The following is a 16,700-nucleotide window of genomic DNA, read 5'->3' on the forward strand; positions in this document are numbered from 1 at the left end:
ACCCTGGCCGGCACCTTCACCGGCGCCAACGGCGGCCGGGGCCAGATCGTCAACACCGCCAGCGACGTGGTGTTCTCGGCCGGCACCCTGCTGCTGAACGACGACGTCGACGCCACCGGCCACGCCGTCCGCAACGCCGGCGCCACCATCACCTTGGCCGCCGCCACCAGCATCTCGGGCGATTACGGCCAGAGTGCCGGCACCCTGGCGCTGAACGCCACCAGCACCCTGGGCGCCAGCGGCACCATCAGCATCAGCGGCGGTGCCGTGCAGGTGAACAACCTCTCGGCCACGGCCAATTACCTGCATCCCACCCTGGGTGTGCTGATGACGGGCGCCGCCGTGTCCGACTACAGCGGCGCGCAGTACCTCAGCGGTGTCGACGGCTTGGCCGTGGAGGGCGTGGCGGCCAACGGCACCCTGACCGGCGTGGTGCTGAACGACTATATCGGCACCACCTATGCCACGCTGGGCAACAGCGGCACCGTCCAGGTCGCGGGCGGCATGGCCCAGCTGTACGTGGCGGCGTCGGGCAGCCTGGGCGGCTACACCAACACCGGCAGCCTGTCCGGTGGCGGCAGCGACCTGATACATGTCGCCGGCACCATCGGCACGATCAGCAACAGCGGCGTGCTCACCGCCGCCAGCCAGGCGCTGCATGTGGCCGGCGGCGGCCTCGTCGGCAGCTTGTCCAACACCGGCACGCTGTCGAGCCAGCGCATCGCCCTTTATAACCTGGGCGGCATCGCCACCCTGGCCAATGCCGGCACCATCCATGGCCGGCAGGGGGGCATCAACAACAACACGACCGGTTCCATCGGCACCCTGATGAACACCGGCATGATCAGCGCCGCCTCGGCCGGCGCCGGCATCGCGAACTATGGCGGCACCATCGCCACGCTGGTGAACAGCGGCACCATCGGGGTCGCTGGCTCCGGCGCCACGGCCGTCAGCAATCTGGGCGGCACCATCGGCACCCTGGTGAACAGTGGCCTCATCAATGCGGTTGGCCCTTTCGGCACTGGCATCAGCGGCGGCAGCATCGGTGTGCTGTCCATCACCGGCGGCGGCCAGGTCATCGCCCCTTACGCCGTCTTTGCCACCATCATGAACACCCTGGCGAACAGCGGCCTTATCCAGGGCGGTACCATCGGCATTTATGTCGATGGCAGTTTGGACACACTGGTCAATGGGGGCACCATCCAGGGCGGCACCCTGGCCGTCGGCATGACCGCCGGCCAAGGCGTTTACTACAACAACGCCGTCGGCCTGCTGCGCAACAGTGGCACCATCAGTGGCGGCGATACCGGTGTCCGCGTCAACGGCATGGGCGGCACGATCGACAATAGCGGCAGCATTCTCAGCCGCCTCGTCGCCGTGGGTGTCAATGGCCTGGACCTGCTGTCCAACAGCGGCCTGGTCAGCGGCGGTACCGGTGTTTTCAGCAACAGCGGCATCGGCAGCCTGATCAACACCGGCACTGTGGTGGGCGGCACCGTGGCCCTGTTCGGTGCCTTCGGGGTCATCGACAACACTGGCCTGATCCAGGGCCCCATCGCAGCGCAACTCAGCAACCAACTCACCGGCTTCGGCAACAGCGGCGTCGTGGCCGGCGACATCGTCGCCACCATCGGCGACCTCAGCATCACCGGCGGCAGCGGCACGGCGGTCGGCACCTTCACCGGCTATGTCGCCAACACCATGGGCACCATCACCGTCACCGGTGGCAACCTGGTGCTGGCGTCGGGCAACCTGCTGCTGAACGATCAGGCGCAGGCCAGCGTCGTCAATGCCGGCGCCGATCTGACCATCGCGTCGGCGGTGACCGTCACCGGCGCCTACACCCAGGCGGCCGGCGGCACGCTGCAGCTCAACACCGCCACCCCGCTGCAGGTCACCGGCCAGGCCACCATCGATGGTGGCGTGCTGGTGGGGCAGGGTGCCGCCAACTTCACCGTCAGCCAGGCCACCACCCTGGTCAGCGCCGCGGCGGGCTCGAACTACGGCGCCGCCACGGTCGGCGGGCTGGCGGGCATGAATGTCGCTGGCACGGTGGACGGCAACGGCCGCCTGACCGCCACCTTCCAGAACGACTATATCGGCGCCAGCCTGCCGACCCTGACCAATACCGGCAGCATCAGCGCCAACACGGCCGTTTATGTGGCGGGCACGGGCAGCCTGGGCACCCTGGTCAACAGTGGGCGCCTGTCCGGCGTCCTGGCCGCCGTCTCCATCGCCGCCGGCGGCGTCCTGGACGTGCTGGACAATGAACAGACGGTGGATGGCAACGTCATCAACGCCGGCAGCCATGTGCTGACCATCGTGGGGAACGCCAGCCAGGCCAGCGCCTTCCAGAATGGCACCATCCGCAGCCGCGCCGCCGACGTGGTCCTGGCCGGCGGCCGCCTGTCCCTGGGCGATGTCGTCGACGTGGGCACCCAGACGCTGCGTAACACCGGCGCCACCATCCTGTCCAGCGCGCCGCTGAACGTGCTGGGCAACTATCGCCAGACGGCGGGCGAACTGGACGTCATCGCCACCAGCGGTGCCGCGCGGGCCAGCGGTAACATCGACCTGGCGGGCGGCCAGGTGCTGGTCTACGCCGGCAACGCCAACATCCTGGCCGGCGACGTCAGCACCATCGCCCAGGCGGGCGGTACCCTGGGCATCAGTGGCGCCACCATCCAGGGGTGGAATTTGTCCATCACCAGCGCCGTCAGCGGCGGCAGCCTGCTGGCGACGGCGCATACCGACTACCTGGGCGCCTCGACGGGCAGTGTGGTCAGCAGCGCCGCCATCGACGGCACCGCCGTCGCGGCCTATGTGGCCACCTCCGCCACCATCGGCACCGTCACCAACCAGGGCACCTTGTCCGCCCGGTCCAACACGGCGGTGCAACTGAACGGCACCATCGGCACCCTGGTCAACACCGGCCTGATCGCCGGTCAGAATGGCGCGCTGTCCATTAGCGGCCGGTTGGGCACCCTGGCCAACGGCGGCGTCATCGCGGGCGACGTCACCAACGCCACCGGCCACGCGCTGGTCATCGCCGGCGGCGGCACCGGAACCGTCGGCACCGTCACCGGCTATGCCGGCGGCACGCGCGGCACCATCAACAACACGCTCGGCAGCCTGACCTTCGCGGCCGGCAGCCTGCTGGTGAATGACGACATCAATGCCGCCGGGCAGACGGTGACCAACAGCGGCGCCACCCTGACGCTGGGTAACGGCACCATCACCGGCGCCTTCGTCCAGACGGGCGGCACCTTGTCCATCATGAGCCTGGCGGTCAGCGACGCGGTCAGCCTGAACGGCGGCGTTCTGGTAGCGCAGGGCGTCACCGCCACCGGCAACTACCTGGCCAGCACCCTGGGCACCCTGGTCGCGGCCGGTGCCGCCTCCAGCTACAGCGGCGTCACGCTGGCGTCCGACCTGACCGGCCTGAACGTTGTTGGCCAGACCGTGGGCAACGACCTGCTGGTGGTCGCCAACAACGACTACATCGGCGGCACGCTGGCGACGCTGACCAACAGCGGCAGCCTCACCGCCGTCACCGCCGTCTACATCGCCGGCACGGGCAGCCTGGGCACCCTGGTCAACAGCGGCACGCTCAGCGGCGGCATCACCAACGCCTCGGCCCACGCGCTGGCCATCGCCGGCAACACCGCCGGTGGTCTGGGCCTGCTGACCGGCGGCACCATCCGCAACACCCAGGCCGACCTGACCTTCACGGAAGGCGCGCTGCGGCTGGAGGACGCCATCGACGTCACCGGCCATACGGTGGTGAACAGCGGTGCCAACCTGGTCATCGGCGGTACCGTTGCCGTGGCCGGCAACTTCAGCCAGACCGGCGGTAGCCTGCTGCTGGACCTCTACGGCAGCCAGCTGACCGTGTCCGGCAGCGTGGCCCTGACCGGTGGCGACCTGACCATCACCGGCGCCAGCAACCTGGCCAACTACACCGTGGGGTCCGCCCTCTCCACCCTGGTTTCCGGTGGTGCCGGCGCCAACTACACCGGCCTGTCCATCACCACCGACCTTACCGGCTTCAACATCGGCAGCAGCATCGCCGGCAACGCCCTGGTCGCCGTGGCCTTCAGCGACTATATCGGCGGCACGCTGGGCACCCTGAACAACACCGGCACCATCACCGGTGTCACGACCGGCCTGTATGTCGCCGGCACCGGCAGCCTGGGCACCTTCACCAACACCGGCGCCATCGCCGTCAGCGGCCGCGCCGTGGCCATCAGCCCTAACGGCGCGGCCGGCCGGGTGGATACCCTGCTCAACCAGGGCGACATCACCGGCCGAACCGCCGTCTTCGTCGGCATCGGCGGCCGGGTGGGCACCCTGGTCAACAGCGGCACCCTGGTTGGCACCGGCTATGCCGCCATCAACAACTTCGCCGGATCCATCGGCCTGATCCAGAACAGCGGCACCATCGCGTCCTCCTACCCCTATTCGGCCCTGGCCAACAACTGGGGGGCCGTGATCGGCACCGTGTCCAATACCGGCGTGCTGCAAGGCCTGTACAACGGCGGCACCATCGGCCTGGTCAGCATCGGCACAGCCGGCACCATGCATGGCTGGTTCAGGGGGCTGGCCGATGCCGGCACGCTGGCAACGGTGATCAACGACGGCCAGATCTCCGGCCCCACGGGCGTACAGGTCGGCGGCAGCAACGGCAACGCCGGCGGCGGCAGCATGGGCACGCTGACCAACGCCGGGACCATCAGCGGCACCTCGCGCGGCATCGACAACATGGTCAGCGGCGCGCTCAGCCCCACCATCGCCCGGGTGGACAACAGCGGCCTGATCACCAGCGCCAACGGCCCCGCGATCTTCAACGAAGGCTCGGCGGGCGCGCTGGGCACCCTCGGCACCCTGGTCAACAGCGGCACCATCCAGGGCGCCATCGGCCTCGCCAACGACGGCACCATGGGCGCCCTGCTGAACACCGGCACCCTGGCCGGCAGCGCCGCGGCCCTGACCATAGGCACGCTGGGCACCCTGGGCTATTTCCAGAACGACGGCCTGGTGGCGGGCGACGTCGTCAACCTGGCCGCCCGGGACCTGACCATCAACAACGCGGGGGCCATAGGTACGTTCAGTGGCGGCACCTTCACCGGCCACGGCGCCGGCACCCAGGGCACCATCCGCAACACCGGCGGCAACGTCGTGTTCGCGTCCGGCGCCCTGACGCTGAACGATGCCATCGACGTGGGCGGCCACACGGTGGTCAACAGCGGCATCGGCCTGACGTTGGCCAGCAGTGTCAGCATCACCGGCAACTACGCCCAGTCGGGCGGCGCAGTGACCATGGCCGTGGGCGACCAGCTGGCCGTCAGCGGCACGGCCAGCGTCAGCGGGGCCGCCTTCGCTCTGACCGGCCAGACGGCCACCGGCAACTACCTGGCCGGCACCCTGGGCACGGTCATCGCCGGTGGCGGCGGCTCCAGCTACAGCGGCACGTCCTTCACCGCCGGCTACCAGGGCGTGGCTGGCGTCACGGCCGGCGGCAACCTGGTCGCCGTGGCCGTCAGCGACTACATCGGTGGCAGCCTGGCCAGCGCCAGCAACAGCGACACCATCGTCAGCGGCCTGGCATCCAGTTTCCTCACCGTGGCCGGCACCGGCACCCTGGGCAGCTTCACCAACAGCGGCATGCTGACGGGCGGCGTTTTCCAGGTGGATGTGGCGGGGGCCCTCGGCACCTTCGTCAACACCGGCAGCCTCAGCGGCAACAGCCTGGCCTTCCATGTCGGCACCGTCGGCCGCGTCGGCACCCTGTCCAACAGCGGCGTGATCGATCCCACCCGCGACCAGGTGGGCATCGATGGCAGCGTGGGCCTGCTGTCCAACACCGGCACCCTGGGCGGCGTGTCCGTGGGCGGCACGGGGACCCTGGGCACCGTGGACAACAGCGGCCGCCTCAGCCGCGTGCTGGTCGCGCTGGGCGGCCAGCTGGACAGCCTGACCAACACCGGCTGGATGGGCAGCCTGGTCGCCCGCGGCGCCGTCGCCGCCATCGGCAATGGCGGCACCATCGGCGGTGGTGCCACCGCGATCAGCCTGTCCCAGGCCAGCATCGGCGCCCTGTCCAATGGCGGCACCATCAGTGCCGGCGTGGGCGTCATGGTCGACGGCAGCAGCACCATCGGCACGCTGATCAACGGCGGCACCCTGGCCGGCGCCACCTGGGGGCTGTCCAACCAGGGCGCAATCGGCAGCCTGTCCAACACCGGCCGGATCAGCGGGCTGACCGACAGCGGCAGCATCGGCATCCTGAACAACGCCGGTTCCATCACCGAGGTGGACGTCAGCGGCCAGGTGCGGTCCCTGCTGAACAGCGGGTCCATCGGCGGCAACGCCAACGGCATCTACCTGGCGCAGGGCGGCACCATCGCCGCCCTGTCCATCACCGCCGCCGGCGTCCTGGCCGGCACCCGGCTGGGCATCCAGAGTGAGGAGCGGATCGGCACCCTGGTGAACGCCGGCCTGATCCAGGGCGTCGACGCGGGCATCAACAACCGCCGCGGCACCAGCACCATCGACCTGCTGAACAACCAGGGCACCATCTGGGCCACCGGCAGCAGCGGCATCGCCATCAACAACCAGGGCACCATCGGCACGCTGGTGAACAGCGGCGCCATCACGGCCGCGTTCCCGCTGGGCACCGGTATCGGCGGCGGCAGCATCGGCCTGGTGACCATCACCGGCAGCGGCCGGCTCACCGGCGCGCGCGGCATCGTGGCGGAGGCCATGAACACGCTGGCGAACAGCGGCACCATCGTCGGCTACACCATCGGCGTGCTGGCCGACGGCGTGCTGGATACGCTGCTGAACGACGGCACCATCGCGGGTGGCACCTTCGGCGGCACGCTCATCGGCGGCCAGGGCGTCGTCTTCAACAACGACTTCACCCTGCTGCGCAACATCGGCACCATCACCGGCGGCTACGTCGGCGTGGGCGCCTTGGGGACCCACGGCACCGTCGACAACCAGGGCAGCATCGTCAGCGCCCATGCGGCCCTAAGCGTAAACGGCCTGGACCTGCTGTCCAACAGTGGCCTGGTCAGCGGCGGCACCGGCGTCTTCAGCAACAGCGGCACCGGCAGCCTGATCAACACCGGCACCCTGGTGGGCGGCACGGTGGCCCTGTCCGGTGCCTTCGGGCTCATCGATAACTCGGGCCTGATCCAGGGCCCGGTGGCGGCGCGGTTCGGCAACCAGGTCACCGGCTTCACCAACAGCGGCGTCGTGGCCGGCGACATCGTCGCCACCATCGGCGACCTCAGCATCACCGGCGGCAGCGGCACCCATGCCGGCACCTTCACTGGCTATGCCGCCAACACCATGGGCACCATCACCGTCACCGGCGGCAACCTGGTGTTCGGCGGTGGCGGCCTGTGGCTGAACGACCAAGTGGCGGGCAGCGTGGTCAACGCCGGGGCCGACCTCGTCCTGACCAGCATCGTCAGCATCAGCGGCGCCTACAGCCAGTCCAGCGGCACGCTGGACCTCAGCCAGGGATCGGGCCGGCTGGTGGTGGCGAGCGCCGCCAGCATCACCGGCGGTTCCATCGTGGCCAGCGTCAGCGCCGGCGCGAACTACCTGGCCGGCACGCTGGGCACCCTGGTGGCCGGCGGGACGGGTTCCAATTATGCCGGCGCCACCATCGTCACCTCCGTCACCGGGCTGGCGGCCAGCGGCGCCACCGCCGGTGGCGACCTGCTGCTGACGGTCAACAACGACTATATCGGCGGCACCCTGGCCACGCTGACCAACAGCGGCACCGTCACCTCCGCCACCGCGCTTTACATCGCCGCCAGCGGCAGCCTGGGCGCGCTGGTCAACAGCGGCACCCTCACCGGCAACATCCGCAACCTGACGGCTCATGACCTGGCGATTTCCGGTGGCAGCGGCGGCACGGTGGGTGTGCTGACCGGCGGCACCATCGTCAACAGCCTGTCGGGCGTGTCCTTCGTCGCCGGTGACCTGCTGCTGGCCGACGCCATCGTGGTCGGCACCGGCAACACCGTGGTGAACAGTGGCGCCAACCTCACCGTCGGCGGCACCGTCGCCATCACCGGCAACTACAGCCAGACCGGCGGCGGGCTGGTGCTGTCCCTGGGCGGCAGCCAGCTGGCGGTCAGCGGCAACGCCGCCCTGACCGGCGGCGTGCTGACCATCACCGGCGCCAGCAGCCTGGCCAACTACACCGTGGGATCCGCCCTGGCCACCCTGGTGTCCGGCGGCGCCGGGTCCAGCTACACCCTGTCCATCACCAACGACCTGACCGGCTTCGACATCGGCAGCACGGTGGTGGGCAACGCCCTGCTGGCCGTGGCCCACAGCGATTACATCGGCGGCAGCCTGGGCAGCCTGGCCAACACCGGCACCGTCAGCGCCGCCACGGCCCTGCGGGTCGCCGGCAGCGGCTCGCTGGGCAGCTTCACCAACAGCGGCGTGCTGCTGGGCGGCGTCGATGCCGTGTCCAACACCGGAACCCTGGGCACGCTGTACAACGCCGGCCTGGTCGCCGGCACCACCGCCGGCGTGGCCAACGGCGGCGTGCTGGCTCTCCTGCTCAACGACACGGCCGGGACCGTGGCGGGGGGCGTGGCCAACCACGGCCGGCTGGGCCGCCTGGCCAATGCCGGCCTCATCACCGGTGCCACGGCCGTCGCCAACACCGCCGGCGGCACCATCGCCACCATCGCCAACACCGGCCTGATCCAGAGCGGCCAGGTGGGCCTGCTGAACGCCGCCGCCATCGGCCTGCTGGACAACAGCGGCACGCTGGCCGGCGTCACCGCCCTACGCGTCGCGGCCGGCGGCAGCTTCGGCAGAATCGTCAACACCGGCTTGATCCTGGGCGACATCGTCAACCTGGCGGCCGGCGGCCTGACCATCAGCGGCGGCGGCACCCTGGCGGGCACGCTGGCCGGGGGCACCATCACCAGCGGCGGCGCCGACGTGGCGTTCAACGCCGGCACGCTGCTGCTGGCCGACGCCGTCAACGTCGGCAACCATACCCTGGTCAACAGCGGCGCCACGCTGGCGCTGACCAGCGTCGTCACCATCACCGGCAACTACAGCCAGACGGGCGGCGTCCTGGGACTCTCCGCCGGCAGCAGCGGCCTGGCGGTCAGCGGGGCGGCCGCCCTGACGGGCGGCGTCGTGGCGGTGGCCTATGACGCGGGCGCCAACTACTTCGGCGGCTCCATCGCCACCCTGGTATCGGCGGCGGGCGGCCTCAGCGTCTCGGCCTCCATCGCCAACACGGTGACGGGCCTGGCCATGGTGACGCAGGTGTCGGGTACGAACCTGACGGCCAGCATCGCCAACGACTATATCGGCGGCACCCTGGGCAGCCTGACCAACACGACCGCCCTGGGCGGGGCCACCGCCTTCTACGTGGCGGCGGCGGGCAGCGTCGGCACCCTGGCCAACAGCGGCACCCTGGCGGGCGCCCTCAGCGGCCTGGCCGTGGCCGGCGGGCGTATCGACCAAGTTACCAACACCAACCTGATCCATGGCTTCTCCACCGCCGGTGTGCAGGTGGGCACGGGCGGCCGCCTGGGCACGCTCAGCAACAACGGCACCATCGCCTCCGACCTGGGGGCGGGCGCGCTGGTGCGGGGCAGCGTGGGCAGCCTGGCCAACAGCGGCCAGGTCAGCGGCGGGGCCGCGGCCCTGGACATCGCCGGCGGCGGCACCATCGGCGCGGTCGGTAACCTGGCCGGCGGCACGATGGCCGGCGGCACCGCCGCCGTGCTGGTGTCGCAGGGCGGCGTCCTGGGCAGCTTCGGCAACGCCGGCGTGCTGACCGGCGCGCATCTGGTCGACGTCGCCGGCCGCGCCGCGCTGATCAGCAACAGCGGCACGCTCACCGGCGGCATCTCCACCGCTTTCCGCGTCAGCGGCACGCTGGGCACCTTGGTCAACAGCGGCCTGATCACCGCCACCCATGGCGTGCTCAGCATCAGCGGCACCGGCGTGCTGGGCCTGCTGGCCAACAGCGGCACCATCGTCGGCGACATCACCAACGCCGGCGCCCAGGATCTGACCATCACCGGCGCCACTGGCGGCACGCCGGCGGGCACCTTCACCGGTGGCACCCTCACCAACCTGGCCAGCAACGTGGTGCTGGCGGCGGGTGGCCTGGCCTTCAACGACGCCGTGAACGTGACCGGCCACACCCTGGTCAACAGTGGCGCCAACCTCCTGCTGTCCAGCACCCTGACCATCGCCGGCGCCTACAGCCAGACCGGCGGCGCCCTGGTCCTGGCCGGCAACCAGCTGGTGGTCAGCGGTGTCGCCAGCCTCAGCGGCGGCACGATCAGCACCAGCATCGCGGCGGCGACCAACGTCAACTATCTGCAGGGCGACATCCTGGGCACCCTGGTGGTCGGCGGCGCCGGCTCCAGCTACACCGGCGTCTTCACCCAGGTGAACGTGACGGGCCTGGGGGCGGGCGCCAGCGCCGTGACCATCGGCGCCGACACCGACCTGGTGGCCACGGTTTCGAACAACTATATCGGCGGCACCCTGTCCACGCTGGGCAATACCGGCACCATCATCGCCGTCACCGCCATCTATGTCGGCAGCGGCGGCAGCATCGGCAGCGTCAGCAACAGTGGCGCCTTGTCGGGCAGCGTGGTGGGCGTGGCCAACAACGGAACCGTCGGCACCCTGACCAACACCGGTACCGTCACTGGCTCCATCGCTGGTGCCGCCAACGCCGGTTCTGTTGGCAGCTTCAGCAACGACGGTTCGGTCGGCGGCTCCATCGCCGGTGTCAGCAACAGCGGCACCATCGGCACCCTGGGCAATACCGGTACCGTGACCGGCAGCATCACCGGCCTGGGCAACCAGGCGGGGGCCAGCATCGGCACGCTCAGCAACAGCGGCACCGTCGCTGGCCAGATGGCGCTGAACAACGCCGGCACCATCGAGGTGGTCGTCAACAATGGCGCCCTGATCGATGCCGGCGCACCCACGGCCGCCGGCCTGTACAACACCGGTAACATCGCCACGGTGCTGAACAGCGGCACCATCCTGGGTGCCACCTATGGCGTCTACAATGCCGGCACCATCGGCATGCTGGCCAACAGCGGCCTGATCACGGCGCCAACGGCCCTGTATATCGACAGTGGCGCCAGCCTGGGTGTTCTGGCCAACAGCGGCACCGTCACCGGCAACATCCTGAACCTGTCCGCCAACACCCTCAGCATCACCGGCGGCGGCGGAACGGTGGTGGGCACCCTGACCGGCTACACCGCCGGCAGCCAGGGCAGCATCATCAGCACCCTTGGCAACGTGGATCTCGCCTCCGGCAACCTGCTGCTGAACGACGCCGTGACCGTGACCGGCCACACCCTGGTCAACAGCGGCGCCTCGGTAATCCTGGACAGCCTGGTCAGCGTCACCGGCGCCTACAGCCAGACGGCCGGCACCCTGACCCTGACGGACCCGGTTCATGGCGGCCTGGCCGTCAGCGGGGCCGCCAGCCTTGGCGGTGGCACGGTCGTCGCCCAGTACAGCGCCGACGGCAACTACCTGGCCGGCGTGGATACGCTGGTGGCCGGTGGCGCCGGATCCAGCTACCTCGGCGTGGTGGTCCAGGGCAGCCTCACCGGACTGGTGGTGAGCCAGGGCGTGGTGGGGACCAACCTGCTGGCGGTGATTGGCAACGACTACATCGGCGGCACGCTGGGCACGCTGGCCAACACCGGCACCCTCACCGCCGCCACGGCCGTCTACATCGCGGCCAGCGGCAGCCTGGGCACGCTGGCCAACAGCGGCGCCCTGATCGGCGACCTGCTCAACAGCAGCAGCCATGATCTGGTGATCGCGGGTGGCAGCGGTACGGCGATAGGGTCATTCAGCAGCGGCACCATCCGCAACAGCCTGAGCAACCTGACCTTCGCCAGCGGCGCGGTCAACCTGGCCGACGCCATCGACGTCACCGGCCACACGGTCGCCAACAACGGCGCCAGCCTGACCCTGGGCAGCGACGTGGCCGTGACGGGCAACTTCAGCCAGACGGCCGGCACGCTGGCCGTGTCCGGCCATGGCCTGAACGTCAGTGGTGCCGCGCAGGTGACGGGCGGTGTGGTGAATGCCGGCTTGAGCGGTACGGCCAACCACCTGGTGGGCGACAGCACCACCCTGGTCCAGGGCGGCGCGGGTTCCAGCTACGCCGGCGCCACGGTGACCAGCGGCCTGGCCGGGCTGTCGGCCATCGGCACCACCAGCGGCACCAGCCTGCTGGCCGTGGCCGGCAACGACTATATCGGCGCCAGCCTGAACACGCTGAACGTCACCGGTACCCTGACCAACACCGCCGGTGGCGCCACGGCGCTGTACATCGCCAGCACGGGCACGCTGGGCACCCTGGCCAACAGCGGCACGATATCCGGCAACATCACCAACGCCGGCGGTGCCGGCCTGTCCATCACCGGTGGCACGGGTGGCACAGTGGGCACCCTGACGGGTGGCACCCTGGCCAGCACCGGCGCCAACGTTATCCTGGCCGGCGGCAACCTGCTGCTGAACGACCAGGTGAATGTCGGCGCGGGCACGCTGGTGAACAGTGGCGCCAACGTGCTGCTGACCAACGCCATCAGTGTGACGGGCAACTACAGCCAGTCGGCGGGCACCCTGGCCATGGGCATCGGCAGCGGCACGGCGGGTGAGCTGCTGGTCAGCGGCGACGCCGCCTTCACCGGCGGCACCGTCGCCGTGACGGCGCTGTCGGGCAGCAACCTGATCGCGGGCCAGAGCTACACCATCGCCGAGGTGGGCGGGACCCTGACCACCAGCGGCCTCAGCGCGGCCGCCAGCGGCTTCAGCGCCACGCTGGGCAGTGGCACGAACGGATCGGCCACCGACCTGCTGCTGACGCTGCTCAGCGACTATGTCGGCGGCACTCTGGGCACCCTGACCAACAGCGGCACCATCAACGCCGCCACGGCGGTGCTGATCACCAGCGCCGGCAGCCTGGGCACCCTGGCCAACAGCGGGGCCATCATCGGCAATGTCATCAACAACAGCGCCAATGATCTGGTGGTCGTGGGCGGCACCGGCGGCGCGGTGGGCGGCTTCTCCGGTGGCACCATCCGCAACAGCCTGAGCAACCTGACCTTCGCGTCGGGTGCGGTCAGTCTGGCCGACGCCATCGACGTGACCGGCCACACGGTGGCCAACACGGGCGCCAGCCTGACGCTGGCCAGCGACGTGGCGGTGACGGGCAACTACAGCCAGACGGCGGGCACGCTGTCGGTGGCCGGGCATGTCCTGAGCGTCAGCGGGGCGGCGCAGGTCACGGGCGGGGTGGTCAATGCCGGCATGGCGGGCACGGCCAACTACCTGGTGGGCGACAGCGTCACCCTGATCCGGGGCGGCGACGGCTCGACCTACACCGGGTCCACGGTGGTCAGCGGCCTGACGGGCCTGGACGCCACGGGTGCCGCCAGCGGCAGCAACTTGGCAGCCGTGGCGGGCAACGACTACATCGGCGCCAGCCTGGCCACGCTCAGTGTGACGGGCACGCTGGCCAACAATGCGGGCGGCGCCACGGCGCTGTACATCGCCAGCACGGGCACGCTGGGCAGCCTGGCCAACAGCGGCCTGATCAGCGGTAATGTGGTCAACCAGTCGGCCCGCGACCTGACCATCACCGGCGGCAGCGGCACGGTGGTGGGCAGCTTCAGCGGCGGCACCATCCGCAACACCGGCGCCAACGTGGTGTTCGCCTCGGGCGCCGTCAGCCTGGGTGACGCCATTGTCGCCACCGGCCACACCGTGGCCAACAGCGGTGCCAGCATCAGCTTGGCCAGCGACATCAATGTGACGGGGGCCTACAGCCAGTCGGCCGGCACGCTCTCGGTCGCCGGTCATGTGCTGAGCGTCAGCGACGCCGCCAGCGTCAGCGGCGTGGTCAACGCCGGCGTCAGCGCCACCGGCAACTACGTTGTCGGCGACAGCGTCACCTTGATCCGGGGCGGCACCGGCTCCAGCTATACCGGTGCGACGGTTACCAGCGGTGTCACTGGCCTTGATGCCACCGGTACCACCAGCGGGACCAACCTGCTGGCCGTGGCGGGCAATGACTACATCGGGGCCAGCCTGGCCACGCTGAACGTCACCGGCAATCTTTCCAACACGGCCGGCGGGGCCACGGCGCTGTACATCGCCGGCACCGGCACGCTGGGCAACCTGGCCAACAGCGGCCTGATCAGCGGCAACGTGGTCAACACCAGCACCCGCGACCTCACCATCAACGGTGGTGGCAACGGTGCCGTGGGCCGCTTCACCGGCGGCACCATCACCAACACCGGGGCCAACGTGGTGTTCGCCTCGGGCGCTATCAGCCTGGCTGATGCGCTGAACGTGGCGACGCACACCGTCAGCAACGCCGGCGCCAGCATCGCCCTGGCATCCGACGTGGCGGTCACGGGCAACTTCGGCCAGAGCAGCGGCACCCTGACCACGGGCGGCCATGTGCTGACCGTCAGCGGGGCTGCCAACGTGACGGGCGGCGTGGTCAACGCCGGGGTCAGCGCGGTGGGCAACTACTTGGCGGGCGACCGCGTCACCCTGATCCAGGGCGGCACGGGCTCCAATTACGCCGGGGCCACGGTCACCAGCGGCATCACTGGCCTGTCGGCCAACGCGGTGACCAGCGGCAGCAATCTGTTGGCGGCGGCGGGCAACGACTACATCGGCGCCAGCCTGACCACGCTGACCGTCACCGGCACCTTGGCCAACACGGCGGGCGGCGCCACGGCGTTGTACATCGCAGGATCCGGCACGCTGGGCACGCTGGTCAACAGCGGCACCCTCAGCGGCAACGTGGTGAACCTGTCGGCCAACGACCTGGTGGTCGAGGGCGGCACGGATGCCGCACCCGGCGTGTTCACCGGCGGCACCATCACCAACACCCGCTCCGACCTGCGTTTCGTGCGCGGCGTCATGATGCTGAACGACCGCATCAACGTCGGCAGCCATGGCGTGGTGAACAGCGGGGCGACCCTGCTGGTGAACAGCGCGGTCAACATCACCGGCAGCTACAGCCAGACGGCCGGCAGCCTGGTGGTCGGCGTGTCATCCACCACCAGCTACGGCAGCCTGGTGATCAGCGGCAGCGCCAGCCTGACGGGCGGGTCGGTGGTCCTGACGGCGGTCAACGGCGGGCAGCTGTCGGCCGGCAGCTACACCATCGCGTCGGCCGGCTCCACGCTGACGACCAGCAACCTGACCCTGACGGCCGCCGGCTACACCGTCACCAGTTCCACCATCACCGCCAACGGCGCCACGGACCTGATCCTGACGCTCAGCAGCGGCAGCGGCGGCACCACCGGCCCCACAGGCCCGACCAGCCCCACCCAGCCCAGCACGCGCTACACGGCGGTGGGCTTGGCGGCGGGCGGTCCGGGGGTGGGCACCGGCCGGGCGCTGGACGCCATCGCCAACAGCAGCAGTGCGGCGGCCCAGGCCTTCCAGACGGCGGCGCTGACCCGCCTTTCCAAGCTGTCGGGCGAGGCCCAGCAGCTGGCGGTGATCCAGCTCTCGCCCAGCCAGCTGACGCCGCAGATCAACACCTTCTCCGTGACACCCTCCACCAACGCCATCAGCCAGCACCAGCAGCATGCGGCGGCGTATATGGATGGCCCAATGGGGGATGTAAACGGCAAGGGGGCGGCGGCCGGCTCCGACGGTCAGCAGGGGGCGGTGTGGGGCGAGATCCTGGGTGGCGGCGTGCTGCGCGGCAACAACGCCGACGCGGCGGGCTACAGCGGGACCACGGCCGGCCTGGTGCTGGGCGTCGACTGGTACGCCAACGACGATGTCATGGCGGGCCTGGCCTTCAGCTGGCTGAACGGCTCGGTCAATGGCGAGGGCAGCGCCGCCGGCAGCCAGACCAAGGCGGCCAGCTACCAGCTGACGGCCTACAGCGTCTGGCGGCCCGACTGGGCGGACCATCGCCTGTCGGTCGAGGGCCAGGCCAGCTTCGGCTACAACCACTACGACCAGCGCCGCTGGATCGGCTTCCTCGGCGCCCGCGCCAACGCCAACTATGGCGGGGAACAGTATCTGGGCAAGGTGACGGTGGGCTATGACCTGCCGGTCTCCGCCAGCTTCACCCTGACGCCGCAGGCCAGCCTGCGGGCCGTGCGCCTGACCAACCACGCCTATGACGAGCATGACGCCGGCGTGGCCAACATGGCGGTGGGCGCCCTGAAGGTGGACAACCTGACGCAGGAGCTGGGCGCCAAGCTGTCGGGTACTATAGGGACGGCATGGGGCCGGCTGCTGCCGGACCTGCGCCTGACCTGGGTGCACGACTATTTGAATGGACCCATCGCCACCACCAGCGTCCTGGCCGGCACCAGCTTCGTCAGCAGCACAGGCCGCACCGCGGCCGATGGCCTGGGCATCGGCGTGGGCGCCACCCTGGACCAGGGCGACGGCTTCAAGCTGCGGCTGGAATACTCCGGTGAGTTGCGCCGCGACTACCAGAGCCACGCCGGGGTTCTGCGCGCCACCTTCGACTTCTGAGGGGGCGATCTTAACGGGTTCCCTGCCAAGTCCCGCCAGCCGCCAGCGGCGGGGCAGGGGGCCGCCGGCCGGATGTGTGGACGGGCTTATTCCCGCTAGCCCTCGCCACACGTCCGGCCGGGTCAGGCCCA

1 protein-coding gene (running past one end of the window) is annotated in these 16,700 nt (G+C 70.2%); it reads left to right on the forward strand.

Annotation, left to right across the window (positions count from 1 at the left end; genetic code table 11):
- Positions 1–16,569, forward strand: the 3' portion of a protein-coding gene (locus UAJ10_RS08780) for a hypothetical protein (RefSeq protein ID WP_322915001.1). It extends 14,700 nt beyond the left edge of the window; 16,569 of the gene's 31,269 nt are visible here — the last part of the coding sequence; its start codon lies beyond the left edge, outside the window; it ends in the stop codon at positions 16,567–16,569.
- Positions 16,570–16,700 lie beyond the last annotated feature (131 nt).

Source organism: Nitrospirillum guaranorum, from assembly GCF_034653275.1.
GTDB lineage: Bacteria > Pseudomonadota > Alphaproteobacteria > Azospirillales > Azospirillaceae > Nitrospirillum.